This is a genomic window from Variovorax sp. OK212 (genome assembly GCF_900112425.1).
In the GTDB taxonomy this organism is placed as follows: domain Bacteria; phylum Pseudomonadota; class Gammaproteobacteria; order Burkholderiales; family Burkholderiaceae_C; genus Variovorax.
This window is the reverse complement of the sequence record NZ_FOLP01000001.1, coordinates 938,920-962,713: the sequence shown is the minus strand read 5'-3', so window position 1 is coordinate 962,713 and position 23,794 is coordinate 938,920. Positions and strand designations below refer to the sequence as shown.

Genomic DNA, 23,794 nt, shown 5'->3' with positions numbered 1-23,794 from the left:
CTCAGCGCGTCGGACCCTCGAAAGTGGCGTTGCGCAGGAAACCGGAAGGCATTTGCGACGCACCGCCGGCTTGCTGGTGCGCTTCGAGCAACTGGTCGAGCCGCGGATCGCGCAGCATGACCTGCGGGTTGCCGTTGCCGACGATCACTCGGGTGGGCGTGAGCGTGTTGGCTGCGGGCTGTTCGCTGTTGACGGCCACGGCCGCCAGCACCGAATTCACTGCCGGCTGCACCTGCTGTTGCTGCACCGCGGCCATCTGGGCACCGGCTTGCGACACCGCCGCGCCGTTGCCGACCAGCGTCCAGCTGATGGCGGCCACGGCCATCAGCGACGCGGCACCGGCCACCAGCTTCCAGCGGAACACCGGCTCGTTGGCCGCCTCGGCCCTGCGCTGCACTGGCAGCGCGACAGGCGCGGCTGCCGGCACCGGGGCCGGCGCAATCACCACGGGCTCCGCCGCCAGCCGCTGCTGGAAGCGCGTGAGGAATGCCGAGGTGTCGCTGCACGGCGCATGCGAGCCCGAGCGCAGCACATCGCCCGCCACATGGAGCGCCTGCCAGGCCGCGCGCGCCTCGCCCTCGGCGCAGACCGCTTCGATCGCCTGTGCGAACGCCTCGCCCTGCAAATGACCATCCGCAAGTGCGGACACCTGTTCCCGAACCGTCATCGTCTGATTCATTTCATTCACCTGCTTACTTACCAACGCTTGCCGGACTGGTTGTCCAGCAGCGGTTTGACCCTGGCCGAAATGGCCTCGCGCGCCCGGAAAATACGCGAACGCACGGTGCCGATAGGGCAATCCATGACCTCGGCGATCTCTTCGTAACTCATGCCCTCGATTTCGCGCAGCGTGACCGCCTGCCGCAATTCAGCTGGCAGTGCTTCCATGGCAGCCTCGACGGCACTGGCGATTTCGTTCGCCGCCATGACCGATTCGGGGGTTTCGTCGGTGGTTGGTTCGTTTCCAGGACGGTAAGTTTCATCGTCGTCCTCAGAAGACGGCCTCAGGGCCGCTTCGGAGACGGTCGGATCGCGCTTCATGTCGACCAGCGCCTTCTTGGCGGTGTTGACGGCGATCCGATAGAGCCAGGTGTAGAACTGCGCCTCGCCGCGGAACTGGTGCAGCGCGCGGTAGGCACGAATGAAGGTTTCCTGCGCGATGTCCTCGACCAGGTCGACATCGCGCACCATGCGCCCGATCAGGCGCTCGATGCGCCGCTGGTACTTGATGACCAGCAGTTCGAACGCTTTCTGGTCGCCCGCGACGGTGCGCTGAACGAGCTGGAAATCGACCTCGCCCGGACGCGGCGCTTCAGCGGGCGCGTCGGTCAGGCCGGAATCCGGCGGCACGGGCGGCGGAGAAGTGGTCATCGAGGAGGGTTCAGGGCGCGTCGGCGGGAGCCGTCGCGCGCCAGGTGTCGCCCGCAGGTGCTGCGGACGGGGGGCGCGAATATACCGCACGGCGCACGTCGCGCCAGCGTTCGGGCATGGCCCGCTGTTCGACCCAGAGCCAGCGCCGCGCGCGGCCCGGCTCGCTGAAACGAAGCAGCATCAGCGACTGGAAATCGAGCGCCACCAGCGCCCGCGCGGCATGCACCGAACGCGATGCATCGCCCGCGGAGAGCGACCAGTGAAGGCCGTCGAAATGCAGGGTGCCCGCACCGTCGCGGCGCAGGCCGAAGCCCGCCGCGACGCCGGCGAATGCAACGCTGAGAACCAGCAGCAGCTGGCGCCATCCGGCGCTATCCGAAAGATAGCAGGATGCGCCCGCGCAACAAGCGCCCAGGGCCCAAAGAACAACAAGGAGGCGAGTCGCGCCGCGCGAGCGCCCCACCGGGTAGGTCACCGACGGCGCGCTGTGCATGAAAGAGCAATGCTCAAGCGCGCTTGAACACCAGCGTGCCGTTGGTGCCGCCGAAGCCGAAGTTGTTCTTGACCGCGACGTCGATCTTCAGATCGCGCGCCTCGTTGGCGCAGTAGTCGAGATCGCACTCCGGATCCTGGTTGAAGATGTTGATGGTCGGCGGGCTCTTCTGCTCGTGCAGCGCCATCACCGTGAACACCGATTCGATGCCGCCCGCGCCGCCCAGCAAGTGGCCGGTCATGGACTTGGTCGAATTCACGACCAGCTTCTTCGCGTGATCGCCGAACGCCAGCTTGACCGCATTGGTCTCGTTGAGGTCGCCGATCTGCGTCGAGGTGCCGTGCGCGTTGAGGTACTGGACCTGGTCGGCATTGACGCCGGCGTTGGCCAGTGCCATGGCCATCGAGCGGCGGGGGCCGTCGACGTCTGGCGCGGTCATGTGGTACGCGTCGCCCGTCAGGCCGAAGCCCGCGACTTCCGCGTAGATCTTGGCGCCGCGCGCCTTGGCGTGTTCGTACTCTTCGAGCACCAGCACGCCGGCGCCCTCGCCCAGCACGAAGCCGTCGCGGTCCTTGTCCCAGGGACGCGAAGCCGTGGCGGGATCGTCGTTGCGGGTGCTCAGTGCGCGAGGCGCAGTGAAGCCGCCGATGCCGAGCGGGGAAATGGTCGATTCCGCACCGCCCGCGATCATCACGTCGGCGTCGCCGTACTCGATCATGCGTGCCGACGTGCCGATGGCATGAAGGCCGGTGGTGCAAGCGGTGACCACGGCGATGTTCGGGCCCTTGAAGCCGTACTTGATCGACACGTGGCCGGAGATCATGTTGATGATCGACGCCGGCACGAAGAACGGCGACACGCGGCGCGGGCCGCGTGCAGCCAGTTCGGCGTGCGTCTGTTCGATCATCGGCAGACCGCCGATGCCCGAGCCGATGTTGCATCCGATGCGCACGGCTTTTTCATAGGACAGCGCTTCGCCGGTCGGCAGTCCGCTGTCCTGCACCGCCTGGATGGCGGCGGCGAGACCCAGATGAATGAAGCGGTCCATGTGACGCGCTTCCTTCTCCGAGATGTATTGGGTGATGTCGAAACCCTTGACCTCACCGGCGAACTTGCAGGCGAAGGCGCTTGCATCGAACGCGGTGATGTTCGCAATACCCGACTTCCCGGCCAACAGGTTGGCCCAGGATTCGGTTGCGGTGTTTCCGACAGGAGCGATGCAACCGAGTCCGGTCACGACGACGCGGCGTTTGGTCATGCCGGCAAACCTTTCTGGATGCGCTGAACAGTTGCCTGTCGGCGCGTGCGGTTTAGAGATAAGCCGCCGGCCGCAGTTGCAATCTTGTCAGCTGGCCTGTCAGGCCTTTTGATTCTTGGTGGCGTAGTCGACGGCGTTTTGCACCGTGGTGATCTTCTCGGCATCTTCGTCGGGAATTTCGATGCCGAATTCGTCTTCGAGTGCCATCACGAGTTCGACCGTGTCGAGCGAGTCAGCGCCGAGGTCGGCCACGAAAGCCTTTTCGTTCGTCACTTGAGACTCTTCCACGCCGAGTTGCTCGGCGATGATTTTCTTGACACGTGCTTCGATATCGCTCATTTGGTTCCCTCTGAGGGTTGTAGGTAATCGGTGGATTTTAGCCGGGCGCATTGTGGCATTTGCCGTGCACCCGGTGCGGGAAAGATTGCGCCTTGCGGCTACATGTGCATGCCGCCGTTGACGTGCAGCTCTTGCCCCGTGACGTAGGACGCCTGGGGCGATGCGAGGTAGGCCACCGCGTGCGCGATGTCGGCCGGCTTGCCCAGGTGGCCCAGCGGGATCTGCTGGAGCAGCGCCTGTTGCTGGGCCTCGGGGAGGCTGGCCGTCATGTCGGTCTCGATGAAACCGGGCGCGACGCAGTTGACCGTGATGTTGCGGCTGCCGAGTTCACGGGCCAGCGCGCGGGTCATGCCCGCAACGCCGGCCTTGGCGGCCGCGTAGTTGGCCTGGCCGGCATTGCCGGAGGCGCCAACCACGCTGGTGATGCTGATGATGCGGCCGTAGCGCTGCTTCATCATCGGGCGGATGACGGCGCGCGAGAGCGAGAAGACGGCCTTGAGATTGGTGTCGAGCACCGCATCCCAGTCGCTGTCCTTCATGCGCATGGCGAGCGTGTCGCGCGTGATGCCGGCGTTGTTGACCAGTACGTGGATCGCGCCGTAGGCCTGCACGATCTCGTCGATCAGCGCTTCGACGGCGGCACCGTCGTTCACGTCGAGCGCGCGGCCGCGGCCGCCGAATGCGCTGAGTGCCGACGTGATCTTGGTCGCACCTTCATCGGTGGTGCCGGTGCCCACGACCTTCAGGCCACGCTGGGCGAGCTCCAGCGCGATTGCCGCGCCGATGCCGCGCGTGGCGCCGGTGACCAGGGCGACTTGCCCTTCGAATTTGGGAATGCTCATAAGAAAAAGTGTCTGGCCTTGCCGGTCAGCCGGCGAGCGATTGTCGGGTGTCCGCGAGCGTGGCCGGGTCGTACACCGACGCGGCTTCCAGATCGGGGGCGATGCGCTTCACCATGCCGGCCAGCACCTTGCCGGGGCCGCACTCGATGATGGAGGCTACACCGCGCAGTTTCAAGGCCTGGACGCTCTCGACCCAGCGCACCGGACCGGCCGCCTGGCGCACCAGCGCGTCGCGAATGCGGTCGGCGTCGGTTTCCACCGACACGTCGACGTTGTTCAGCACCGGAATCTGCGGCGCCGCCAGCGGCGTGGACGCCAGCTTTTCGCGCAGCGCCTCGGCGGCGGGCTTCATCAGGCTCGAATGGAACGGCGCCGACACGGGCAGCAGCAGCGCGCGCTTGGCGCCGTTGGCCTTGAGCAGCTCGCAGGCCTTGTCGACGGCGGCCTTGCTGCCGGCGATCACGGTCTGCATCGGGTCGTTGAAATTCACCGCTTCGACGATCTCGGCACTGCCGGCACCGAAGCTGGCCGTGGCTTCCGCGCACCCGGCCACGACCTTGCCCGACTCCATGCCGAGCACGGCAGCCATCGCGCCGACGCCCACAGGCACCGCCTGTTGCATCGCTTGCGCACGGAAACGCACGAGCGGCGCGGCTTGCGCCAGCGTCAAAACGCCCGAAGCCACCAGCGCCGAGTATTCGCCCAGCGAATGACCGGCCACGACCGCGGGCGTGGCACCGCCTTCGGCCAGCCACGCGCGCCAGGCGGCCACACCGGCCACCAGCATCACGGGCTGCGTGTTGGTCGTGAGCGCCAGGTCTTCCTTGGGGCCGTTCTTGATCAGCGCGCCCACGTCTTCGCCGAGCGCGTCCGAAGCTTCGCGCAGGGTTTCGACGACGGCGGGGTGATCGCCCCAGGCGTCGAGCATGCCGACGGCCTGCGAGCCCTGACCCGGAAAGACAAAAGCAAAGGATTTCATTGTTTATGCGTCGTCTCGCATTGCAGGCGCCCTCTTCCGGGCGCCGCAACACACTACAGATTCAATAGCACCGCGCCCCAGGTGAAGCCGCCGCCCACGCCTTCGAGCATGAGCGTTTCGCCTTTCTTCACCTTGCCGGAGCGCACGGCCTCGTCGAGCGCCAGCGGGATCGAGGCGGCCGACGTGTTGCCGTGCTCGTTCACCGTGACGATCAGCTTCTCGCGTGGAAGCTTCAGCTTCTTCGCCGTGCCTTCCATGATGCGGATGTTGGCCTGATGGGGAATGAGCCAGTCGATGTCCGCTTCGGTCTTGCCCGCCTTGGCAAGCGTGGCGCGCGCCGCTTCTTCGAGCACGCGAACCGCGAGCTTGAAGACTGCCTGGCCGTCCATGTGCAGCAGCGGCGTGCCCAGCACATTGCCGCCGGACACATGGCCCGGCACGCAAAGAATGCCGACGTGCTTGCCGTCCGCATGCAGGTCGCTGGCCAGGATGCCGGGCTGTTCGCTCGCTTCGAGCACCACCGCACCCGCGCCGTCGCCGAACAGCACGCAGGTGGTGCGGTCGCTGAAGTCGAGGATGCGTGAGAACACTTCGGCGCCCACCACCAGCGCGCAGCGCGCGGTGCCCGTGCGGATCATGGCGTCGGCCACGGTCAGCGCATAGACGAAGCCGCTGCAGACCGCCTGGACGTCGAACGCCGGGCAGCCGGCAATGCCGAGCTTGTGCTGGAGGATGGCGGCCGACGACGGAAACACCATGTCCGGCGTCGAGGTCGCGACGATGATCAGGTCGACGTCGCTGGCCTTGCGGCCAGCGGATTCGAGGGCGTGGCGGGCGGCTTCGAGACCGAGATCGCTGCTGGTGACGTCCGGCGCGGCAAAGTGCCGCGCGTGGATGCCGGTGCGCTCGACGATCCACTGGTCGGAGGTTTCGATGCCGCGTGTCGCCAAGTCCTTGGCGAGATCGTCATTGGTCACGCGGCGTGGGGGCAGATAGCTGCCGGTGCCGGTAATGCGTGAATAAGGGGTCATCAAACGTGAAGGGCCGTCGCGTCGACCGGCGCCGCCGGTTCCTGCCGCGCGAGCAATGGCGCGGCGTGGGCGATGCGGGCCCGCACGCGATCGAGCAGGTTGTTGCGAGCGGCATCATAAGCGCGATCCAGGGCGTGCCCGAAAGCCACTTCGTCAGCCGAGCCATGGCTCTTGAAAACCAGCCCACGCAGACCCAAAAGTGCCGCACCGTTGTAACGGCGGTGATCCAGGCGACTTTTGAACGCTTTTAGAACCGGATAAGCAACGATGGCCGCAAGTTTCGTGAACACGCTTCGCGAGAATTCGACGCGAATGAACTCGCCGATCATCGACGCCACGCCTTCGCTGGCCTTCAGCGCAACGTTTCCAACGAAACCGTCACACACAACGATGTCGGTCGTGCCCTTGAAAATATCGTTGCCTTCGACGTTGCCGTAGAAGTTCAGATCTTTCGAGTTGGCAGCCGTACGCAGCAGTTGACTGGCTTTCTTGATGGTTTCGCTGCCCTTGATGGCTTCCTCGCCGATATTGAGCAGGCCGACCGAAGGCGCCTCGTTGCCGGTCAGCGCCGACACCAGGGCCGAGCCGAGCACGGCGAACTGGAGCAGGTCTTCGGCGTCGCAGTCGACGTTCGCACCCAAGTCGAGCACGGTCGTCGCTCCACCTTTTGCATTTGGTAACTGCGGCGCGATGGCCGGGCGGTCGATGCCGTCGAGCGTCTTGAGCAGGTAGCGCGCAATGGCCATCAGCGCGCCGGTATTGCCAGCGGAGATCGCGGCCTGGGCGGCGCCGTCCTTGACCTGCTGGATCGCCACGCGCATCGAAGAGTCTTTCTTCTTGCGCAAGGCGATTTCGATCGGGTCGTCCATGCCCACCACTTCGCTCGCGGCGACGATGCGGGCACGTGGATGCGCGGCGAACCCCGCCAGTGCGGCCGGCGCACCGACCAACAACAACGAGGCTTCGCTGTGCCGCTCGAGAAACGCGCGGCAGGCCGCGAGCGTGACTCGCGGCCCATGGTCACCCCCCATGCAATCGACGGCAAGCGTGATTGCGGAAGGCGCAGCAGTGATTTCGGGAAAAGAAGGCGTAGCCATCAAAACAAAGGCCCGACGCTACGGCAAAAGTAGCTTCGGGCCTTGGCCTTGGGATGCGAGATCAGGCTTCGGACTTGTTCTTGAGCACCTGGCGGCCACGGTAGAAACCGTTGGGGCTGATGTGGTGACGCAGATGCGTTTCGCCGGTGGTCGGCTCGACAGCGATGCCGGGCACGACCAGCGCATTGTGTGAACGGTGCATGCCGCGCTTGGAAGGCGACTTCTTGTTTTGCTGGACGGCCATGGTGGCTCCTGGACTGTGAGGTGAGTGAAAGGGTGCGGGCTCAAGCGGTGGCAATGCAGTGACATGGCTGACATGTTCTGATCTGCATTGCTGCTCACGGCGGCGCGCGCGAAGCCCATGATTATAGCCCAGCCTGAGGAAAAGAGCTACTTGCCCTCTTCCGAGCCTTTTTTCGGCGTGCGCGAACGCAACGCTTCGAGGGCGGCAAAGGGGTTCGGCTTGGCTTCTTCAGCCGCCATGAAGTCCTCGTCGCTGGACGACAGCTTGACCGGCGTGGGGCACACGTCGTGAACGGGCATGACGGGAATTTCCATCAGAAGCTCGTCCTCGATCAGGGCGTGGAGGTCGAAATCCCGGCTCACGACGAGCAGGTCTTCGTCGGATTCCTCGTCCTCGGTCTCCGCCGTGGCTTCGTCGGCCACGAAACGGAACCAGCGGTCCACGAAAAGCTCGGTATCGACCGGCGACAGGCAACGCTGGCAGACCAGCGGCACGACGGCTTCGGCTTCCAGGTGCATCCAGGACACGGGCTTGCCGTCGGCGCCGGGGCGCTCTTCCCCGGTGGCTTCCCAACGCACGACCGCGTCGGGCGCCGGGGCGGCCAGTTCGGCGGTCAGGCGTACATAGTCAGGCACCGGATCGGCGGCATCCAGGGTGGCGGCCGCAGCCGTAAAGGCAGGCACATTGAGCCGTTCGGGGGCAAATTCTCTCTTCATCCGCGCCAGTCTAGCGCGCCTCGCGCTTCACCGGCTCGGGACAAGCCTGAGGGAAAGCCGAGGGACTCAGGCGGCTCACGCACAATCGTCCCATGCAACGCACCGTGATCCTCGCCTCGACCTCGCGCTACCGCCGCGAACTGCTTACCCGCCTGAGACTGCCCTTCGACGTGCACTCGCCCGAAGTGGACGAAACACCGCTGCCCGGCGAAACGCCGCGCGACCTGGCCATTCGCCTGGCCCTCGAAAAAGCCAACGCCGTGGCCGCCCGCTTCCCCGAAGCCGTGGTCATCGGCTCCGACCAGGTGGCCGACCTGGCCGGTGAAGCGCTCGGCAAGCCCGGCGACCATGAACGCGCCACCACCCAACTGCGCCGCATGCGCGGCCAGACGCTGATCTTCCAGACGGCCGTGGCCGTGGTCTGCCGTGCTTCGGGCTTCGTCCAGCGCGACATCGCCCCGGTGCGCGTGGTGTTCCGCGACCTCAGCGACGACGCCATCGAGCAGTACCTGCAGGCCGAGCAGCCCTACGACTGCGCCGGCAGCGCCAAGAGCGAGGGCCTCGGCATCGCGCTGCTGGAAGCCATCGACAGCGACGACCCGACCGCGCTGGTCGGCCTGCCGCTGATCCGCACCTGCCAGATGCTGCGCGCCGCGGGGGTGGATCTGCTGTGACGCAAAAAGGCAAGCTCTACCTCGTTCCGGCGCCGCTCGACTTCGGCTGCGACGTCCAGGCCCCGCTGCAGGACGCCCTGCCCCTGGGCACGCTGCAGACCGCCGCGGGCATCACCCACTGGATCTGCGAAAACGCGAAATCCGCTCGCGCCTACCTGAAACGCATCGACGCCGTCGCTCCGCTGGCGGCGCCGCTGCAGGCGCAGAACATCCAGGAACTGCCGCGCGAAGTGCACAAGAAAGGCGACCATGCCGGCCAGTTCGACGCCCGCCCCCTGCTGGCCGCCGCGCTCGAAGGCCACGACATCGGCCTGCTGAGCGAAGCCGGCATGCCGGCCGTGGCCGATCCGGGCTCGTCGGTGGCACGCGCCGCGCACGACCTGGGCCTGACCGTGGTGCCGCTGACCGGCCCGGTCTCGCTGCTGCTGGCGCTGGCCGCGAGCGGCCTCAACGGCCAGAATTTCGCCTTCGTCGGCTACCTGCCGCAGGACGCCGTCGAGCGCCAGACGCGCATCCGCGAACTCGAGGCACTGGCGCTCAAGACGGGCCAGACACAGCTCTTCATCGAAACGCCCTACCGCAACGCCGCGTTGCTGCAGGCGCTCGTGCAGACCTTGCAGCACAACACCCGCCTCGCCGTGGCGCGCGGCTTGACGCTGGCCACGGCCCAGGTGCGCAGCGAGATGGTCAAGTCCTGGCGCGCCGCCAAGCCGCAAGCCATCACCGACGAACGCCTGCCCGCCGTGTTCGCGATCGGCCGTTGACGATGGTGGCCGTCACCTCGGGCACGCGCTGGGCGTCGCGTGCGCAGTTCTTTTCCGCCGGTTTCATCTTCGCGACCTGGGGCGTGCACGTGCCCACCGTCAAGGCGCACTACGGCATCGACGAGGCGCAACTCGGGCTGGCCATGCTCGCGGCCGGCGCGGGCGCGATGTTCGGGCTGACCAGCGCGGGCCGCTGGATCGGCCGCCACGGCCCGCGCCGCGTGGCCGGCGTCTGCGGCTGCATCTATGCGCTGCTGCTGGCCGGGCTGATCGCCATGCCCGGCTATGCCGCGCTGCTGGCCCTGCTGGCAGCCTTCGGCCTCGTGACGAGCGTGTTCGACGTGTCCATCAACACGGAAGCGGCCCAGCTCGAACTGCATGGCGACACACCGCTCATGAGCGGCATGCACGGCATGTTCAGCCTGGGCGGCATGGCGGGCGCGGCCAGCGGCAGCGCCGCACTGGCGGCCGGCCTCGGCGCGCAGGCGCACCTGTTGATCGTCGCCGCGGCCATGGTGCTGGTGGTGGCGTTTGCCTCGACGCGCATGCTGCCCCGGCCCGCCACCAGCGGCGCCACCGAGGCCGACCACGGCTTCCTGCTGCCGCGCGGCACCCTCGCCGTGCTGGGCGCGCTCGCGGCACTGGGCTTGATCGCCGAAGGCGCGATCTACGACTGGAGCGTGCTCTATATGCAGCAGGAAATCGGCAGCCCGCAGCAGCAGGCCGCGCTGGCCTACGCGAGCTTCTCCGCCGCCATGGCCGCGGCGCGTTTCGGCGGCGACGCGCTGCGCGCGCGCTTCGCGCCGGCCACGCTGCTGCTCGGCAGCGGCCTGCTGGCTGCGGCCGCCATGACGCTGGTGCTGATCACCGACCTGCCCTGGCTGGCGCTGGTCGGCTTTGCGGGCGTGGGCGTGGGGTTCGCGAACGTGGTGCCGATCCTGTTCTCGGCCTCGGCGAAGGTGCCGGGCGTCGAGCCGGCGCGCGGCATTGCGTCGGTGTCGGCCTTGGCCTATCTGGGGTTCATGGCAGGCCCGGCTGTGATCGGGCTGCTGGCGCGGGCGACCTCGCTGACCGCCGCGCTCTATGTGGTCGTGGTGTTCGCCGCGGCGCTGGCAGCGTCTGCGCGCTACACCGCCAGCGGCGAAACCAGATAAGCGATCAGCGCAGGGCCGGCGCGGTGTGCATCAGGCGCACGGTGGTTTCGGCCATCGCCGCGCCGAACTTCTTGGCCAGCTTCTCGGCCACGTTGTCGCGCCGCGTGTAGTCGATCACCTCTTCGGCCTTGATGACCTCGCGGGCCACGTAGTCGACGTTGCCCAGCTGGTCGGCCAGGCCGTACTCGACGGCTTGCTCACCGCTCCAGAACAGGCCGCTGAACAGGCCGGGCGTGTCGAGCTTGAGGCGGTCGCCGCGGCCGGTCTTCACCACATTGATGAACTGCGTGTGGATCTGGTTCAGCATGGTCTGCGCATGGGCGCGCTGCGCGTCGCTCATGGGGCTGAACGGATCGAGGAAGCCCTTGTTCTCGCCGGCGGTGAGCAGGCGGCGCTCGACGCCGACCTTTTCCATCACGCCGGTGAAACCGAAGCCATCCATCAGCACGCCGATGCTGCCGACGATGCTGGCCTTGTCGACATAGATCTTGTCGGTGGCAGCGGCAATGTAATAGGCCGCCGACGCGCAGGTCTCCTCGACCACCGCGTAGACCGGTTTCTTGTACTTGGCCTTCAGGCGCTTGATCTCGTCGTTGATGATGCCGGCCTGCACCGGGCTGCCGCCGGGCGAGTTGATCAGCAACACCACGCCCTTGGCGCCTTCGTCCTCGAAGGCCGTCTTCATTGCGGCGACCACGAATTCGGCGCTCGCGTCACCGCCGTTGGCGATCTCGCCCTTGATCTCGACGACGGCCGTGTGCGCCGTGGTCTTGGCCGTGCTCGGCGCGCTGCGCGAGAGCGCGAGCCACGCCAGGAAGATGAAGAAGGCCAGCCACGACAGGCGCACGAAGGTCTTCCAGCGGCGCGTGGCTTTCTGTTCGTTCAGTGAAGCGAAGGCGAGCTTTTCGAGGGTGGCGCGCTCCCAACCGGGACGCTGCGTGGGGTCTTTGGCCATGTTCTTGGAGGGGGCCGGCTCAAATGGCTCGAACCCCGCGGGCTCGGTTCTGGTTGGGTCGGTCATGTCAGAAGGTCAGGGGGTGAAGGTTCCAGTCAGTATGCCAGTGCACCACGCCGTCATGCTCGCTCAAGGCGATCTTCACGAGGCCGCCGCGGCAAGGGCCGCCGGCGCATTCGCCGGTGTCGGGCTTGTAGACCGCGCCGTGCGTGGCGCACAGCAGCCACTGGCCGGTGTCGTCGAAGAAGCGGTCGGGCTGGAAGTCCATTTCCATCGCGACATGGCTGCAGCGGTTGAGAAACGCATGCGGCAGGCCTTCGAAACGCACCGCGAAGGCGCGGCAGGTCTCGCCGCCATGGATCACGTCGAAAGGCACGGCCAGGCCGCCTTCGACCAGGTCGCCGGCGTTGCACAGCGGGATGCGTTCTTCACTCATGGCAACACAAGTCCCGGTTCAGGCGTTGTCGAGGAGCCACGCTTGCAGGTCGGCCACCGAGTGCGAGACGTGCAGTGGCTTGAATTCATCGAAGCTGGCGGGCTCGTGCGCGCCGTAGCTCACGCCCACGCTGGCGGCGCCGGCGTTCTGCGCAAGCTGCAGGTCGTGCGTGGTGTCGCCGATCATCAGCGTGCGTTCCGCCGTCACGTCGAGCTCTTCCATCAGCTCCAGCAGCATGCGCGGATGCGGCTTGCCGAAGGTTTCGTCGGCCGTGCGCGAGCCGTCGAAGCGGTCGCGCAGCGCCACCGATTTGAGCGCCTCGTTCAGCCCGCGGCGCGACTTGCCCGTGGCCACCGCCAGCTTGTGGCCGCGCGCACGCAGGGCGTCGAGCATCTGCAGCACGCCGTCGAACAGCACGAGGTCGTCCTGGTGCTGCAGGTAGTGGTAGCGGTAGCGCGCGCCGAGTTCGGGGTATTTCTCCTTGGGAACGTCGGGCGCCGCACGCGCGAGCGCCTCGGCCAGGCCCAGGCCGATGACCCAGGCGGCGTCGTTCTCGCTCGGCTTGGCGCCGCCGACGTCGACCACGGCGGCCTGGATGCAGCGCACGATCAGGCGCGTGGAGTCATAGAGCGTGCCGTCCCAGTCGAAGGCGATCAGGTCGAAGCGAAGGGGTCTGGAGGTATCAGTCATGGGACGTGGGTGTGGGGTGTTGGGCCATCGCCTCGAGGGCGGCGGGCGACATCAGCGCATGCAGCTCGGGCGGCAGGTCGGCCTGCAGCGCCACGCGGTCGCCGCTGGCCGGGTGATTGAACTGCAGCCGCCAGGCGTGCAGGAACATGCGCTTGAGGCCGAGCTTCTGCAGGGCGCGCTGACGATCGGACTCCCCGTACTTGTCGTCGCCGGCGATCGGATGGCCGGCCGAAGCCAGATGCACGCGGATCTGGTGCGTGCGGCCGGTCTTGATGGTCACGGCCAGCAACGACAGCGGCGTGGCGTCGCCCGGCAGCGCGAGCCGCGCCAGCACGCGCACCAGCGTGATGGCGCGCATGGCGTCCGGGTGGTCCTTGGCGACCACGCGCACACGGCGCTCGCCGGCCCCCGCGCCGGAGCCGTCGGGCAACAGATATTTGGCCAGCGGCGCGTCGAGTACCTTCTTGTTGGCGGGCCAGGCGCCTTCGACCAGCGCCAGGTAGGTCTTGCCGGTCTCGCGCTCGCGGAACTGGTCCTGCAACGCCAACAGCGCGCTGCGCTTCTTGGCCACCAGCAGGATGCCGGAGGTTTCGCGGTCGAGCCGGTGCACCAGCTCCAGGAACTTGGCGGCCGGCCGCGCGGTGCGCAGTTGCTCGATCACGCCAAAGCTCACGCCGCTGCCGCCATGGACGGCCACGCCGGCGGGCTTGTCGATGGCCAGCACGGCGTCGTCTTCCAGCAGCACCGGGAATTCGCGCGCCGGGGCGGGCGGCGTGGCGCCCTCTTCCGCGCGCGGCGACAGGCGAATGGGCGGCAGCCGCAGCACGTCGCCGACCTCGATGCGGGTCTCGGCCTGCGCGCGGCCCTTGTTGATGCGCACCTCACCCGATCGGATGATCCGGTAGACGTGCGTCTTCGGCACGCCTTTCAGATGGCGGAACAGGAAGTTGTCGAGCCGCTGCCCGGCGGATTCGGCGTCGACCGTGAGGAATTTGATGGCCGAAGGCGACGCCCCGGCATCGCCCGAGGCTTTTTGGTCTGCGGGATTTGGAGCAGCCGCAGGGCCTTGCTTCGCACCTATAATGTTTTTCACCAGCGCGGTCATGTAAGTGCTTGATTAGACAGAAGTTTAGTCCACTGCCATCAAATACCCAGGGCGGCGCTGTGAGGTCGATGCCGCTTTGGCACCCAGCTGCAAACCCCGCGCAATTGCGCAAAGTGGCAGAGCAGGTGCCCAAGTCAAGCCGACACCCACGAAACACCGATACGGAATACCCAGCCTGCAGCTGACCAAGCTGCAGGCGGATCGAAGCGAGTCCCTTGTTGTGTTGATGCTGCTGATTCAAATTTGCCTGCGCTGGCCCACCTGGTTTCGACCAGCGGCCTCAGGCATTGAACTATCGGTAGCGCGCGCCACCCTTGCGCAACCAGCTATCAAAAAGATAGCTACCCAACACCGAATCTGGCTCGCGCCCATCCACGCGCCCCCACCCCGGCTGTCTTCTTGAGCTAACGTTCGAGAGGCCTGCTCGCGCCTGGCGCGGCAGTGACAGCATCCGGGGCCCAAGCGGCAATTCCCTGGTTTCGCGGGCGTCGTCCGTGCATCGTTGGCCCATCAAGGGCCGGTAGAACGATACATATAAGGACAACGCATCATGAAGCGGATGCTGATCAATGCCACGCAGGCCGAAGAACGCCGCCTGGCCATCGTCGACGGGCAGAAACTGCTCGACTACGAAATCGAAATCGAAGGGCGCGAACAGCGCAAGGGCAACATCTACAAAGCGGTCGTGACGCGCGTCGAGCCTTCGCTCGAAGCTTGTTTCGTCGACTACGGCGAAGACCGCCACGGCTTCCTGCCGTTCAAGGAAATCTCCAAGCAGTACTTCGCAGAAGGCGTGTCGGCCAGCCAGGCCCGCATCCAGGACGCGATCCGCGAGGGCCAGGAACTCACCGTCCAGGTCGAAAAGGAAGAACGCGGCAACAAGGGCGCCGCCCTCACCACCTTCATCTCGCTGGCCGGCCGCTATGTCGTGCTGATGCCGAACAACCCCCGCGGCGGTGGCGTTTCGCGCCGCATCGAGGGTGACGACCGCGCCGAACTCAAGGAGGCGATGGACCAGCTCGAGTACCCGAAGGGCATGAGCATCATCGCGCGCACCGCCGGCATCGGCCGCACCGCGCCCGAACTCCAGTGGGACCTGAACTACCTGCTCAAGCTCTGGAGCGCCATCGACGGCGCGGCCAAGGGCGGCAAGGGCGCCTTCCTGATCTACCAGGAATCGTCGCTCGTGATCCGCGCCATTCGTGATTACTTCAATCACGACATCGGCGACATCCTGATCGACACCGACGACATCTACGACCAGGCGCAGCAGTTCATGGCGCACGTCATGCCCGAGCATGCCGCCCGCGTGAAGCGCTACCGCGACGACGCGGCGCTGTTCAGCCGCTTCCAGATCGAGCACCAGATCGAGTCGGCCTACGCGCGCACCGTGCAACTGCCCTCGGGCGGCGCCATCGTGATCGACCATACCGAAGCTCTGGTGTCGGTCGACGTGAACTCGGCCCGCGCCATCAAGGGCGGCGACATCGAAGAGACCGCCACCCGCACCAACCTCGAAGCCGCCGACGAAGTGGCCCGCCAGATGCGCCTGCGCGACCTGGGCGGCCTGATCGTCATCGACTTCATCGACATGGACGAGTCGAAGAACCGCCGCGAAGTCGAAAGCCGCCTGCGCGACGCGCTGCGCCAGGACCGCGCCCGCGTGCAGTTCGGCTCGATCAGCAAGTTCGGCCTGATGGAAATGAGCCGCCAGCGCCTGAAGCCGGCGCTCTCCGAAGGTTCGTCGATCCCCTGCCCCCGTTGCGGCGGCTCGGGCCACATCCGCGACACCGAATCGAGCGCGCTGCAGATCCTGCGCATCATTCAGGAAGAGTCCATGAAGGACAACACGGCCGCCGTGCATGTGCAGGTGCCCGTGGAAGTCGCTTCGTTCCTGCTGAACGAAAAGCGCCCCGAAATCGCCAAGATCGAGCTCAAGCAGCGCGTCACCGTGCTGATGGTGCCCAACAAGACGCTCGAAACGCCGAACTACAAGCTCGAGCGCCTGAAGCACGACGACCCGCGCCTGGACCACATCGAAGCCAGCTACAAGATGGCCGACGAGATCGAAGACCCGACCTCGGTCACGCGCCGTTCGCAGGAGCCCACCAACAAGCAGACGCCGGTCATCAAGGGCGTGCTGCCCGACGCACCCGCGCCGGTGGTGCCGCCCAAGCCCGAAGCGGTGCGCGCGCCTGTCGCCGCAGCACCCGCGCCGGTCGCGCCGCCCTTGGTGAGCGCCCCGGTTCCGGCCCAGAAGGGCTTCTTCGGCTGGATCAAGAACCTGTTCGGCGCCACGCCGGAACCCGAGGCGGCGCCCGCGCCGTCCGCGATTCCTGTCGAGGCACCGAAGCCCCGCCGCCCTGGCCGCGACGGTGAAGCGCGCGGCGGACGCGACGGCGAACAGCGCCGTGGTGGCCGCGGCGGTGAAGGTCGTGACGGCCGCGGCGAAGGCCGTGGCGAGAACGGCGGACGCTCTGGCGGTCGCGACGGCGAGCAACGCCGCGGCGGTCGTGGCGGCGAACGCCGTGAAGGACGCGAAGGTCGCGAGGGCCGTGAAGGCCGCAACAGCGAAATGCGCGCCGACGGCACGCCCAACCAGCCGCGTGAACAGCGTGAACCCCGCGAACAACGCGAGCCGCGCGAGCCCCGTGAAGCGCGCGCACCGCGTGACGGCGAACAACGCCGCAACGGCCGTGGCGAACGCCGCGAAGGTGAAGGCCGCAACCTGCCGGCGGAAGCACTCGACGGCAACGCCAACCTCGAAGCCCAGCAACTGGCGCCCGGCGCCGTCGCAGGCGAAGAAGGCAACACGGCAGAACGCGCACCGCGCGCCCGCCGTGAACGTGGCGAGCGCGGCGACCGTGCGGAACGCGGCGAGCGCACCGAACGCGGTGAGCGCAGCGACCGTGGCGGCGAACGCAGCCCCGAAGCCGGCGAAGCAGCAGCCCCAGGCGAACGCCAGCCCCGCAACGGCCGTGAAAACCGTGAAGGTCGCAGCGATGAGCAGCGCGCACCGCGTGGCGACCGCAACGACGGCCGCCGCGAACGCCGCAACGATGCCCCCGAGCAGCTGAACGGCGAAGCCGAAGTGGCAGCCGCCACCGACGCCACGCAAGACGGCGAAGCCAACGGCAACAACGAGCAGGCACCGCGCCGCGAAGGCGACGAGCGCCGCGGTCGTTCGCGTGACCGTTACGGCCGTGACCGCCGCGAACGCGGCCCGCGCGACGAGAACGAAGCCAACACGGCCGATGCACCGGTCGCGGCGGAAGCCGGCGAAGCCCAGGAAGCCCCTGTGTCGCGCCAGCCCCAGCCGATGGTCTCGGAACGCGCCGAAGAGGCCGTCGCTGTTGCAGCGGTCGCCGCACCGGAAGTGCGCGAGGCCGCTCCCCAGCAGCCGAGCGCCGAGCGCCCCGCGCCGGTCGCCCCTGTGGCGGTTGCCCCTGTCGCGGTTGCCGCGCCGGCAGCGCCGATCGTGGCCGAAAGCGCCAAGGCACCTGCCGCCGCGCCCGCAGCCACCGCCGCCAATGGCCGCGCACTGCCCAAGGTCCAGCCCTTCGAACTGCCGCTGGCCGACCTCGCGCAGATCGCCGAAGGCTCGGGCCTGCAGTGGGTCAACTCCGACGCCGAACGCATCGCGCAAGCCCGCGCCGCGATCGCCGCCGAGCCGAAGCCGGTGCACGTGCCGCGCGAACGCCCGCCGGTGGTCGTGCTCGACGAAGGCCCGCTGGTGCTGGTCGAAACGCGCCGCGACCTCGGTTCGATGTCGCTGCCGTTCGAGCAGGCCGCCGCTGACGCACAGCCGCAGCAACGCATGCTCTGAGCGACACACGCTCGCAAGTAAAAACGGCGCCACTGGCGCCGTTTTTTTATGTCTTGTTCAGTTGAGCCGCCGGCAGCCCGGGCATCTCCAAAATCAGCTGCCCGAAGCGGCACGCACATTCCGTCTTGCCGCCCTCGCTCCAGATCAGCGAGAAATCCACGCTCGGCAGGGCCGGCAGGCCGTAGCGGCCGTCGACGATCTTCATGCCCGGCTCCACGTCCTCGCGCGTGAGCACCGACACGGCCAACCCCGCCAGCACGGCCGCGCGAATCCCGTGCGGGCTCGCCGAAGTGAAGACCACGTGCCAGTCGACCGGCACGGAGTCCAGCGCCGCGCCGGCCACCTGGCGGTTGACACAGGGCTTGGGAAAGAACGCCAGCGGCAGCGAGGCGCCGGCCGGCACGTCGAAAGTCTCCGCCGCCACCCACACCAGCTGCGTGCGCCGCAGCCGCGTGCCTTCCTCGCAGTCGGGCGGCGACATCACCACGGCCAGGTCGAGCTCGCCCGCGCGGATCATCGCGCGCAGGTCGAGGTGCATGCTCACGCTGACCTCCATGCGCGTGGCGGGGAACGAGCGCGCGAACTGCGAGAGCAAGGGCGGCAGCCGGTCGCCCATGAAGTTGTCGGGCACGCCGAAGCGCACCACGCCCGTGATCGGCGAAGGCAGGAAGCGCTGCGTCATCGCGTCGAGCGTCTCGAGGATCTGCAGCGCGTAGCGAAGAAAGTCCTCGCCGTCCTCCGTCACGGTGAGGCGGCGCGTCGTGCGGTGCAGCAGCGGGCGGCCCACCTGCTCCTCGAGACGGCGGATCTGGTGGCTGATGGCCGACTGCGTCAGGTGCAGCCGCTGGGCGGCGCGCGTGAAGCCGCCGGTTTCCTTCACGGCCACGAAGGCGCGCAGCAGCGCGGGGTCGAAATCCATGCGGGTCGATCCATGATGAACGGTCATGGATTCTAGAAAATTAAATCATTTCCATCATGAAGAGCCTTTCCACAGAATCGCCCGGCGCTTCCTCCGGAAGCCGTCAGAAAAGATTCCGAAAGATTTCCCATGCCTCTCTCCCCCACCGGCAAGAACCGGATCGCGCTGGCCGCGGTCTGCCTCATCGCCCTCATGTTCGGCCTCGAGATCTCGAGCGTGCCGGTCATCCTGCCCACGCTCGAACATGCGCTGCACGGCGATTTCAGCGACATGCAGTGGATCATGAACGCGTACACCATCGCCTGCACCACGGTACTGATGGCAGCCGGCACGCTGGCCGACCGCTATGGCCGCAAGCGCGTCCTCGTCGTCGGCGTGGTGCTGTTCGGTCTCACGTCGCTGGCCTGCGGGTTCGCGCAAAGCACTTGGGTGCTGATCGTCAGCCGCTTCCTCCAGGGCCTGAGCGGCGGCGCGATGCTGATCTGCCAGCTCGCGGTGCTCTCCCACCAGTTCCCGCAAGGCCGCGAACGCAGCCGGGCCTTCGCCGTCTGGGGCGTGGTCTTCGGCATGGGCCTGGGCTTCGGGCCGATCGTCGGCGGCGCGATCGTCGCGCTGTCGAACTGGCAATGGGTGTTCCTGGTCCACGCGCCGCTGGCCATGGTGGCGGTGGCCCTGGTGCTCGGCAGCGTGGCGGAGTCGAGCGACCCCGAGGCGCGGCGCCTCGACCTCGCGGGCATCGTGACGCTGTCGCTCGCGGTGCTGGGCCTGACCTGCTTCATCACGCAGGGGCCGGGCCTGGGCTTCGCGAGCCTGCCGGCCATCGGCCTTGCGGCAGCGGCGCTCGCCAGCTTCGCGCTCTTCCTGTGGGTGGAAAAGACCCACCCGCATCCGATGTTCGACTTCTCGGTCTTCCGCATCCGCAACTTCTCGGGCTCGATGATCGGCTCCGTCGGCATGAACTTCAGCTTCTGGCCGTTCATGATCTACCTGCCGATCTACTTCCAGGGCGCACTGGGCTACGACGCGGTCACGGCCGGCTCGGCGCTGCTGGCCTACACGCTGCCCACGCTGGCACTGCCGCCGCTGGCGGAACGCCTGTCGCTGCGCTACCGGCCGGGCGCGGTCATTCCCGCGGGGCTGTCCGTCATCGGGCTGGGCTTCATGGCGATGTACGTCGGCAGCGCCGTGGACCACGCCAGCTGGATGACCATGCTGCCCGGCTGCCTGCTGGCCGGCATCGGCCTGGGCCTGACCAACACGCCCGTGACCAACACCACCACCGGCGCGGTGCCGAGTGCGCGCGCGGGCATGGCCTCGGGCATGGACATCAGCGCGCGCTTGATCACGCTGGCCGTCAACATCGCGCTGATGGGCTTCATCCTGCTCGAGGGCATTCATGGGCACCTGCGCGGCGCCCTCTCCGCCTCGCTCGACGCGACGCAGTTGCGCGCGCTGGCGGAGAAGATCGCGACCGGCAACTTCGCCTCGCTCGCGCCCGCCTTTCCGGCGCTCGCACAGGCCGATCCGTCCGGGGCGGCCGTGCATGCCGCACTGGTGCACGGCTTCGGGCTGGTGATGCTCTACGGGGGTGTCGGCGTCTGGGTGCTGGCCGGCCTCGGCTGGCTGGTCTTCGGCAGCGGCAAGCCGTCGGCACGGCAGGCATCGGCGCTGAAGGCCGGCGGGCCTGCGTGTCCTTGAAGACGCTCAGGCGTTCAAACGCTCCAAGCGTCCAAAACGCTCAGGTGCTCTCGACCTGCGCCGCGCGCTTCCAGGCTTCGGCCGCCTGGGCGGCGTCGTTGCGGTCTTCGGCCAGCTGGGCCAATGCCAGCCAGGCGCGGCGGTACAGCTCGGTGTCCTGCAGGCCGAGCCCGGCCTGCATCAACAGCTGCTGGGCCTTGCCCCACAGCTGCCGCTTCATGCAGGCCATGCCCGCGAGGTACTGCAGATTGGGGTCGCGCGGGTTGTTGCGCTGTGCGCTTTCGATGCGGGCCAGCCAGTCGGCATCGACCGAATCGAGCCCCGCTTCGAGTGCGCGCGCGAGCTTCACGCGCAGCCCGTCGCCCAGGCCGCGCGGGTTCGCCACCATGCGCTCCCAGGCTGGCAGCAGCCAGCCGCGCGCCAGTGCCAGGTCGCCGCGCAGCGCCACCATGCGTTGCGCCGCGTGGATCGCCACCTCGGGCATCCCGCGTTCGTTGGCGTCGAGTTCGGTCCATGCGCGCTGCAATTGCGCAGGGTCGTGTGCACCCGACAGCAGCTCGGTCGCAAGGCCGCGCAAGATGCTCTGCGCCGCGGCTTCGGAGAAGGCACGGTGCTTGGCCAGCAGCCGCGCGGTCTCCAGCGCCTCGAGCGTGCGCTGGTCCTGGCGGGCGGCCTTCAGGCGCAGGCGCAGTGCCAGCGTGCGGCGCTGCGCGCCCTGCGGCAATTCCTCGAGCCGGGCCAACGCCGCGGCCGCGTCGCGGTCTTCGAGCGCCCAGCGGGCGGCGCGCAGCTGCACGCCTTCGCGCGTCTCGGGGCTGGAGAGCACGGCGCGGTCGGCGCTTTCGTTGAGGGCCTGCTGCAGGTGGGCGTCGCGCGCCGGCTTGTCCTGCAGGGCCTGCGCGCTTTCAGCGGCCAGAAGGTGCGACAGCACGCGCACCTGCTGCGCCTGCGGCAAGCTGGCGCCCAGCGCGGCCAGCGTCTTCTCTTGCGTCAGCGCGGCCTGGGCCGCCTTGCGGGCACGCGAGAACCGGCCGGAGATGAGTTGCACCATCGCGTCGAGCAGCGCCGCATGCAGCGTGCGTTCCTTCTGCTGCAGCCGCCATTGGCGCGCCTGCTTCGGCAGCGAGAACAGCGCCGCCAGCGCGCGCAACGCGGCGTGCAGCAGCACGAAGGCCACCAGCAGGATCACCAGCACGAGGTTGAGCGACAGGTCGACACGCCACGGCGGCCAGAACACGGTGATCGTGCCCTGGTTGTTGCCTGCGAACAGGGCGACGGCCGCGGCAACGGCAAACAGCGCAAGGAGCCAGATTGCGGCGCGCATTCCCGGTCAGCGTCCTGCAGCCGCGGTGGCGAGCGCGGTCAATGTGTCGTCGATGCGGACGGCTTCGGTCGTCTTCACCAGCGACTGCAGCTGCTGCAGCTGCGTGGCGGCGGCCTGCGTGCGGCGCGATGCGGGATCGAAATAGCGGTTGAGCGAAACGGTCACCTGGGCCAGTTCGGTGCGCGTGGCTTCCATCTGCCGCGACAGCAGCGACAGCCGCGCGTTGAGCAGCTTGAGCTTGAGGTTCTCGCGCAGGAAGTAAGACTGCTCGGGCGCCAGCAGGATCGCCTCCGGGCTCTGGATGCGGCCCACGCGCACCAGCGAGCGCAGCTCGCCGCGCACCGTCAGCAGCGCGCGCTGCCACCACGGCGCGTCGGCGGGAATCGGCTCGGCCTGCCAGGCGTTGGCGCCGGTGCCGCGCACGGCCACGGCGTTGAGCGTGGGCAGGTCGTCCACGCCGCGCATCAGTTCGTCGAGCTTCTGCAGCGCTTCGGCGCTGTCGGTGCTGGCGCTGCTGCGCAGGCGGTCGGCGTCGCGCTGCATGGCGCGCTGCAGCGGCGCGAGCCGCGGCTGGGCCGCGCGCGCGATGCGCTGGTCGCCGGCCTTCAGCGCGGCCAGCAAGGGCTCCACGCTGCCGGTGACCTGCGCCTGCTGCAGCGACAGGCGCACGGCCGAGTCGATGTCGACCACGAGGTTCTCGTCGCGCGAACGCGAGAGGCTTTGAATGAGTTCCTCGAGCTGCGAGCGCTGCAGCGCCACTTCGGCCACGCGGGTCTCGACCAGTGCCACGCGCGCCGCGGCGTCGCGCACCGTGTCGCTGGCCTGGCGTGCCAGCGTGCGCGCTTCCATCGACTGGGCAATGGCATCGGCGCTCTGGCGCGCCAGCTGCTCCTTCATGCCGCCCACCTTCTGCCACAGCGCGATGACCATCAGCAGCGCCACCACCGCAACGAGGGCCACGAGCCCGAACGCGAGGCGCGACAGCAGCAGTGCGCCCGCGGCCTGCGCGGCCGGTGTCTGGTGCGGTGCCACGGTGACGGGCACCGGCGGTGCGGCAACGGTGGGGGAAGAAAGATCGTCTGACGGGGACGCGGCGCTCATGCCAGGGATTCTATCGACGCGACCAGTGCGTCTTGCAGCGGTGTGCATACACGCAACGCCCCGAAACCCGCGGCCTGCGCGGCTTCGCCGATGCGTGCATGGGTGACCACGGCGCTGGCCGCATGCCAGTCGGTGCCGGGCATCGCGCGCTGGAGATTGCCGATGGCTTCGGAACTGCTGAAGAGCCAGATCGCGCGGCCTTCGGCGCCGTCGATGGCCAGCTGGCGTTGTACGACGTCCAACGACGGCGCCAACCGGCGGTACGCGACCACGGTGCTCCTGAGGCCGCCCGCGGCATCGATCTCGTTGGCGAGCCAGTCGCGTCCCGTCGGGTTCGCGTTTTCGTCGCCGCCGCGCACGATCAGCACGCGCACGCCGGCCGACACCTGCGTCTGCACGCGCTCCCACAGCGCCTCGGAATCGAAGCGCGTGGCTTCGGGCGGCGGTGCGTCGATCGACGCGGGCGGCACGCCCGCGCGGAGCAAGGCGCGCGTGGTGCCGGGGCCCGTGGCCCAGAAACGGCGGCCCGCCAATGAAACGCCGGCATCCTTGTGCGCGAAGAAATGCTCGACCGCCGTGGCGCTCACGAACATCAGCGCCGCATGGTCCGCAAGCTGCAGCCAGGCGTTGCGCAGGACTGCGGCATCGGCCACCGGCTCGATCGCGATCAGCGGCAACGCCACCGCATCGAGCCCCGCCGCGCGCAGTTCGGCAACCCAGTGCGCGGCCTCGCGGGCCGGCCGCGTGACGATGACGGGACGGGTGGTCATGCGATGAC

At 68.0% G+C, this 23,794-nt stretch carries 24 protein-coding genes; 5 read left to right on the top strand and 19 right to left on the bottom strand.

Annotated elements, in window-relative coordinates; translation table 11 throughout:
- Position 1 precedes the first annotated feature (1 nt).
- The 11 genes from BM004_RS04330 to BM004_RS04280 all read right to left on the bottom strand — a co-directional run bounded on the left by BM004_RS04330 (position 2) and on the right by BM004_RS04280 (position 8,370).
- Positions 2–679 (bottom strand): sigma-E factor negative regulatory protein, encoded by a 678-nt coding sequence (locus BM004_RS04330; RefSeq protein ID WP_093211486.1) that lies wholly within the window; start codon positions 677–679, stop codon positions 2–4.
- Positions 680–696: 17 nt separating this feature from the next.
- Positions 697–1,371 (bottom strand): RNA polymerase sigma factor RpoE, encoded by a 675-nt coding sequence (rpoE, locus tag BM004_RS04325; protein ID WP_093124069.1) that lies wholly within the window; start codon positions 1,369–1,371, stop codon positions 697–699.
- 10 nt (positions 1,372–1,381) lie between these two features.
- A complete protein-coding gene (locus BM004_RS04320; protein WP_093211484.1) occupies positions 1,382–1,864 on the bottom strand; it encodes a hypothetical protein in 483 nt (160 codons plus the stop codon).
- Between the two features lie 13 nt (positions 1,865–1,877).
- Positions 1,878–3,122: a beta-ketoacyl-ACP synthase II gene (fabF, locus tag BM004_RS04315; protein WP_093124065.1), complete on the bottom strand. Its 1,245-nt coding sequence runs from the start codon at positions 3,120–3,122 to the stop codon at positions 1,878–1,880.
- A 99-nt stretch (positions 3,123–3,221) separates the two neighbouring features.
- Complete coding sequence (gene acpP / locus BM004_RS04310) at positions 3,222–3,461, bottom strand: acyl carrier protein (RefSeq protein ID WP_007830471.1); 240 nt, start codon at positions 3,459–3,461, stop codon at positions 3,222–3,224.
- A gap of 98 nt (positions 3,462–3,559) precedes the next feature.
- On the bottom strand, positions 3,560–4,303 hold the full coding sequence (fabG, locus tag BM004_RS04305; RefSeq protein WP_093124062.1) for a 3-oxoacyl-ACP reductase FabG: 744 nt from the start codon (positions 4,301–4,303) through the stop codon (positions 3,560–3,562).
- A gap of 25 nt (positions 4,304–4,328) precedes the next feature.
- Positions 4,329–5,282, bottom strand: a complete 954-nt coding sequence (gene fabD / locus BM004_RS04300; protein ID WP_093211482.1) for an ACP S-malonyltransferase — start codon at positions 5,280–5,282, stop codon at positions 4,329–4,331.
- 53 nt (positions 5,283–5,335) lie between these two features.
- On the bottom strand, positions 5,336–6,313 hold the full coding sequence (locus tag BM004_RS04295) for a beta-ketoacyl-ACP synthase III (RefSeq protein WP_093124057.1): 978 nt from the start codon (positions 6,311–6,313) through the stop codon (positions 5,336–5,338).
- Entirely contained in the window at positions 6,313–7,410 is a 1,098-nt protein-coding gene (gene plsX / locus BM004_RS04290) for a phosphate acyltransferase PlsX (protein ID WP_093211480.1), read from the bottom strand. The genes BM004_RS04295 and plsX overlap by 1 nt, the downstream gene beginning before the upstream one ends.
- Before the next feature lie 61 nt (positions 7,411–7,471).
- Positions 7,472–7,654 carry a 50S ribosomal protein L32 gene (gene rpmF, locus BM004_RS04285; RefSeq protein WP_007830466.1) on the bottom strand — a complete coding sequence of 61 codons (183 nt, stop codon included), beginning with the start codon at positions 7,652–7,654 and terminating at the stop codon, positions 7,472–7,474.
- Between the two features lie 146 nt (positions 7,655–7,800).
- Positions 7,801–8,370, bottom strand: a complete 570-nt coding sequence (locus tag BM004_RS04280) for a YceD family protein (protein WP_093211478.1) — start codon at positions 8,368–8,370, stop codon at positions 7,801–7,803.
- A 92-nt stretch (positions 8,371–8,462) separates the two neighbouring features.
- Here BM004_RS04280 and BM004_RS04275 point away from each other — a divergent pair, with 92 nt between their 5' ends.
- Genes BM004_RS04275 through BM004_RS04265 form a run of 3 tightly spaced genes read left to right on the top strand, consistent with a single transcriptional unit; the run spans position 8,463 to position 10,962 of the window.
- Positions 8,463–9,044, top strand: coding sequence for a Maf family protein (locus BM004_RS04275; RefSeq protein WP_093211476.1), 582 nt, complete (start codon positions 8,463–8,465; stop codon positions 9,042–9,044).
- A complete protein-coding gene (locus BM004_RS04270) occupies positions 9,041–9,808 on the top strand; it encodes an SAM-dependent methyltransferase (RefSeq protein WP_177206342.1) in 768 nt (255 codons plus the stop codon). Before BM004_RS04275 ends, BM004_RS04270 begins: the two co-directional genes overlap by 4 nt.
- Positions 9,809–9,810: 2 nt before the next feature.
- Positions 9,811–10,962, top strand: coding sequence for an MFS transporter (locus BM004_RS04265; RefSeq protein WP_093211473.1), 1,152 nt, complete (start codon positions 9,811–9,813; stop codon positions 10,960–10,962).
- Between the two features lie 4 nt (positions 10,963–10,966).
- On the opposite strand, the gene BM004_RS04260 is transcribed toward BM004_RS04265, so the two are convergent.
- Genes BM004_RS04260 through BM004_RS04245 form a run of 4 tightly spaced genes read right to left on the bottom strand, consistent with a single transcriptional unit; the run spans position 10,967 to position 14,136 of the window.
- On the bottom strand, positions 10,967–11,983 hold the full coding sequence (locus BM004_RS04260) for a S49 family peptidase (protein ID WP_093124043.1): 1,017 nt from the start codon (positions 11,981–11,983) through the stop codon (positions 10,967–10,969).
- 1 nt (position 11,984) lies between these two features.
- On the bottom strand, positions 11,985–12,353 hold the full coding sequence (locus tag BM004_RS04255) for a Rieske (2Fe-2S) protein (protein ID WP_093124040.1): 369 nt from the start codon (positions 12,351–12,353) through the stop codon (positions 11,985–11,987).
- Between the two features lie 18 nt (positions 12,354–12,371).
- Positions 12,372–13,043 (bottom strand): HAD family hydrolase, encoded by a 672-nt coding sequence (locus BM004_RS04250; protein ID WP_093211471.1) that lies wholly within the window; start codon positions 13,041–13,043, stop codon positions 12,372–12,374.
- Positions 13,036–14,136, bottom strand: a complete 1,101-nt coding sequence (locus tag BM004_RS04245) for an RluA family pseudouridine synthase (protein WP_093212021.1) — start codon at positions 14,134–14,136, stop codon at positions 13,036–13,038. The genes BM004_RS04250 and BM004_RS04245 overlap by 8 nt, the downstream gene beginning before the upstream one ends.
- A 562-nt stretch (positions 14,137–14,698) precedes the next feature.
- On the opposite strand from BM004_RS04245, the gene BM004_RS04240 reads away from it, so the two are divergent.
- Positions 14,699–17,974 carry an Rne/Rng family ribonuclease gene (locus BM004_RS04240; protein WP_093211469.1) on the top strand — a complete coding sequence of 1,092 codons (3,276 nt, stop codon included), beginning with the start codon at positions 14,699–14,701 and terminating at the stop codon, positions 17,972–17,974.
- A gap of 46 nt (positions 17,975–18,020) precedes the next feature.
- On the opposite strand, the gene BM004_RS04235 is transcribed toward BM004_RS04240, so the two are convergent.
- Positions 18,021–18,893, bottom strand: a complete 873-nt coding sequence (locus BM004_RS04235; protein WP_093124031.1) for a LysR family transcriptional regulator — start codon at positions 18,891–18,893, stop codon at positions 18,021–18,023.
- Between the two features lie 129 nt (positions 18,894–19,022).
- Between BM004_RS04235 and BM004_RS04230 the strand changes: the two genes are divergently transcribed.
- Entirely contained in the window at positions 19,023–20,591 is a 1,569-nt protein-coding gene (locus tag BM004_RS04230; RefSeq protein WP_093211467.1) for an MFS transporter, read from the top strand.
- A gap of 40 nt (positions 20,592–20,631) precedes the next feature.
- Here the strand turns inward: BM004_RS04230 and BM004_RS04225 are convergent, their stop codons facing one another.
- Genes BM004_RS04225 through BM004_RS04215 form a run of 3 tightly spaced genes read right to left on the bottom strand, consistent with a single transcriptional unit; the run spans position 20,632 to position 23,786 of the window.
- The gene (locus tag BM004_RS04225) at positions 20,632–21,915 is read right to left on the bottom strand and encodes a heme biosynthesis protein HemY (RefSeq protein WP_093124026.1); all 1,284 of its coding nucleotides are present in this window, start codon (positions 21,913–21,915) and stop codon (positions 20,632–20,634) included.
- 6 nt (positions 21,916–21,921) lie between these two features.
- Positions 21,922–23,016, bottom strand: coding sequence for a uroporphyrinogen-III C-methyltransferase (locus BM004_RS04220; protein WP_093124023.1), 1,095 nt, complete (start codon positions 23,014–23,016; stop codon positions 21,922–21,924).
- Complete coding sequence (locus BM004_RS04215) at positions 23,013–23,786, bottom strand: uroporphyrinogen-III synthase (RefSeq protein WP_093211465.1); 774 nt, start codon at positions 23,784–23,786, stop codon at positions 23,013–23,015. Before BM004_RS04215 ends, BM004_RS04220 begins: the two co-directional genes overlap by 4 nt.
- Between the last annotated feature and the right edge of the window lie 8 nt (positions 23,787–23,794).

What these genes read in the sequence shown, in the direction of transcription:
- plsX (WP_093211480.1), bottom strand. Translation starts at nt 7,410, where the DNA reads ATGGCTACGCCTTCTTTTCCCGAAATCACTGCTGCGCCTTCCGCAATC.
- BM004_RS04255 (WP_093124040.1), bottom strand. Translation starts at nt 12,353, where the DNA reads ATGAGTGAAGAACGCATCCCGCTGTGCAACGCCGGCGACCTGGTCGAA.
- BM004_RS04220 (WP_093124023.1), bottom strand. Translation starts at nt 23,016, where the DNA reads ATGAGCGCCGCGTCCCCGTCAGACGATCTTTCTTCCCCCACCGTTGCC.
- BM004_RS04230 (WP_093211467.1), top strand. Translation starts at nt 19,023, where the DNA reads ATGCCTCTCTCCCCCACCGGCAAGAACCGGATCGCGCTGGCCGCGGTC.
- BM004_RS04250 (WP_093211471.1), bottom strand. Translation starts at nt 13,043, where the DNA reads ATGACTGATACCTCCAGACCCCTTCGCTTCGACCTGATCGCCTTCGAC.
- BM004_RS04280 (WP_093211478.1), bottom strand. Translation starts at nt 8,370, where the DNA reads ATGAAGAGAGAATTTGCCCCCGAACGGCTCAATGTGCCTGCCTTTACG.
- acpP (WP_007830471.1), bottom strand. Translation starts at nt 3,461, where the DNA reads ATGAGCGATATCGAAGCACGTGTCAAGAAAATCATCGCCGAGCAACTC.
- BM004_RS04215 (WP_093211465.1), bottom strand. Translation starts at nt 23,786, where the DNA reads ATGACCACCCGTCCCGTCATCGTCACGCGGCCGGCCCGCGAGGCCGCG.
- BM004_RS04275 (WP_093211476.1), top strand. Translation starts at nt 8,463, where the DNA reads ATGCAACGCACCGTGATCCTCGCCTCGACCTCGCGCTACCGCCGCGAA.
- rpoE (WP_093124069.1), bottom strand. Translation starts at nt 1,371, where the DNA reads ATGACCACTTCTCCGCCGCCCGTGCCGCCGGATTCCGGCCTGACCGAC.
- BM004_RS04295 (WP_093124057.1), bottom strand. Translation starts at nt 6,313, where the DNA reads ATGACCCCTTATTCACGCATTACCGGCACCGGCAGCTATCTGCCCCCA.
- BM004_RS04225 (WP_093124026.1), bottom strand. Translation starts at nt 21,915, where the DNA reads ATGCGCGCCGCAATCTGGCTCCTTGCGCTGTTTGCCGTTGCCGCGGCC.
- fabF (WP_093124065.1), bottom strand. Translation starts at nt 3,122, where the DNA reads ATGACCAAACGCCGCGTCGTCGTGACCGGACTCGGTTGCATCGCTCCT.
- BM004_RS04235 (WP_093124031.1), bottom strand. Translation starts at nt 18,893, where the DNA reads ATGGATTTCGACCCCGCGCTGCTGCGCGCCTTCGTGGCCGTGAAGGAA.
- BM004_RS04265 (WP_093211473.1), top strand. Translation starts at nt 9,811, where the DNA reads ATGGTGGCCGTCACCTCGGGCACGCGCTGGGCGTCGCGTGCGCAGTTC.
- fabD (WP_093211482.1), bottom strand. Translation starts at nt 5,282, where the DNA reads ATGAAATCCTTTGCTTTTGTCTTTCCGGGTCAGGGCTCGCAGGCCGTC.
- rpmF (WP_007830466.1), bottom strand. Translation starts at nt 7,654, where the DNA reads ATGGCCGTCCAGCAAAACAAGAAGTCGCCTTCCAAGCGCGGCATGCAC.
- BM004_RS04330 (WP_093211486.1), bottom strand. Translation starts at nt 679, where the DNA reads ATGAATCAGACGATGACGGTTCGGGAACAGGTGTCCGCACTTGCGGAT.
- BM004_RS04240 (WP_093211469.1), top strand. Translation starts at nt 14,699, where the DNA reads ATGAAGCGGATGCTGATCAATGCCACGCAGGCCGAAGAACGCCGCCTG.
- BM004_RS04320 (WP_093211484.1), bottom strand. Translation starts at nt 1,864, where the DNA reads ATGCACAGCGCGCCGTCGGTGACCTACCCGGTGGGGCGCTCGCGCGGC.
- fabG (WP_093124062.1), bottom strand. Translation starts at nt 4,303, where the DNA reads ATGAGCATTCCCAAATTCGAAGGGCAAGTCGCCCTGGTCACCGGCGCC.
- BM004_RS04260 (WP_093124043.1), bottom strand. Translation starts at nt 11,983, where the DNA reads ATGACCGACCCAACCAGAACCGAGCCCGCGGGGTTCGAGCCATTTGAG.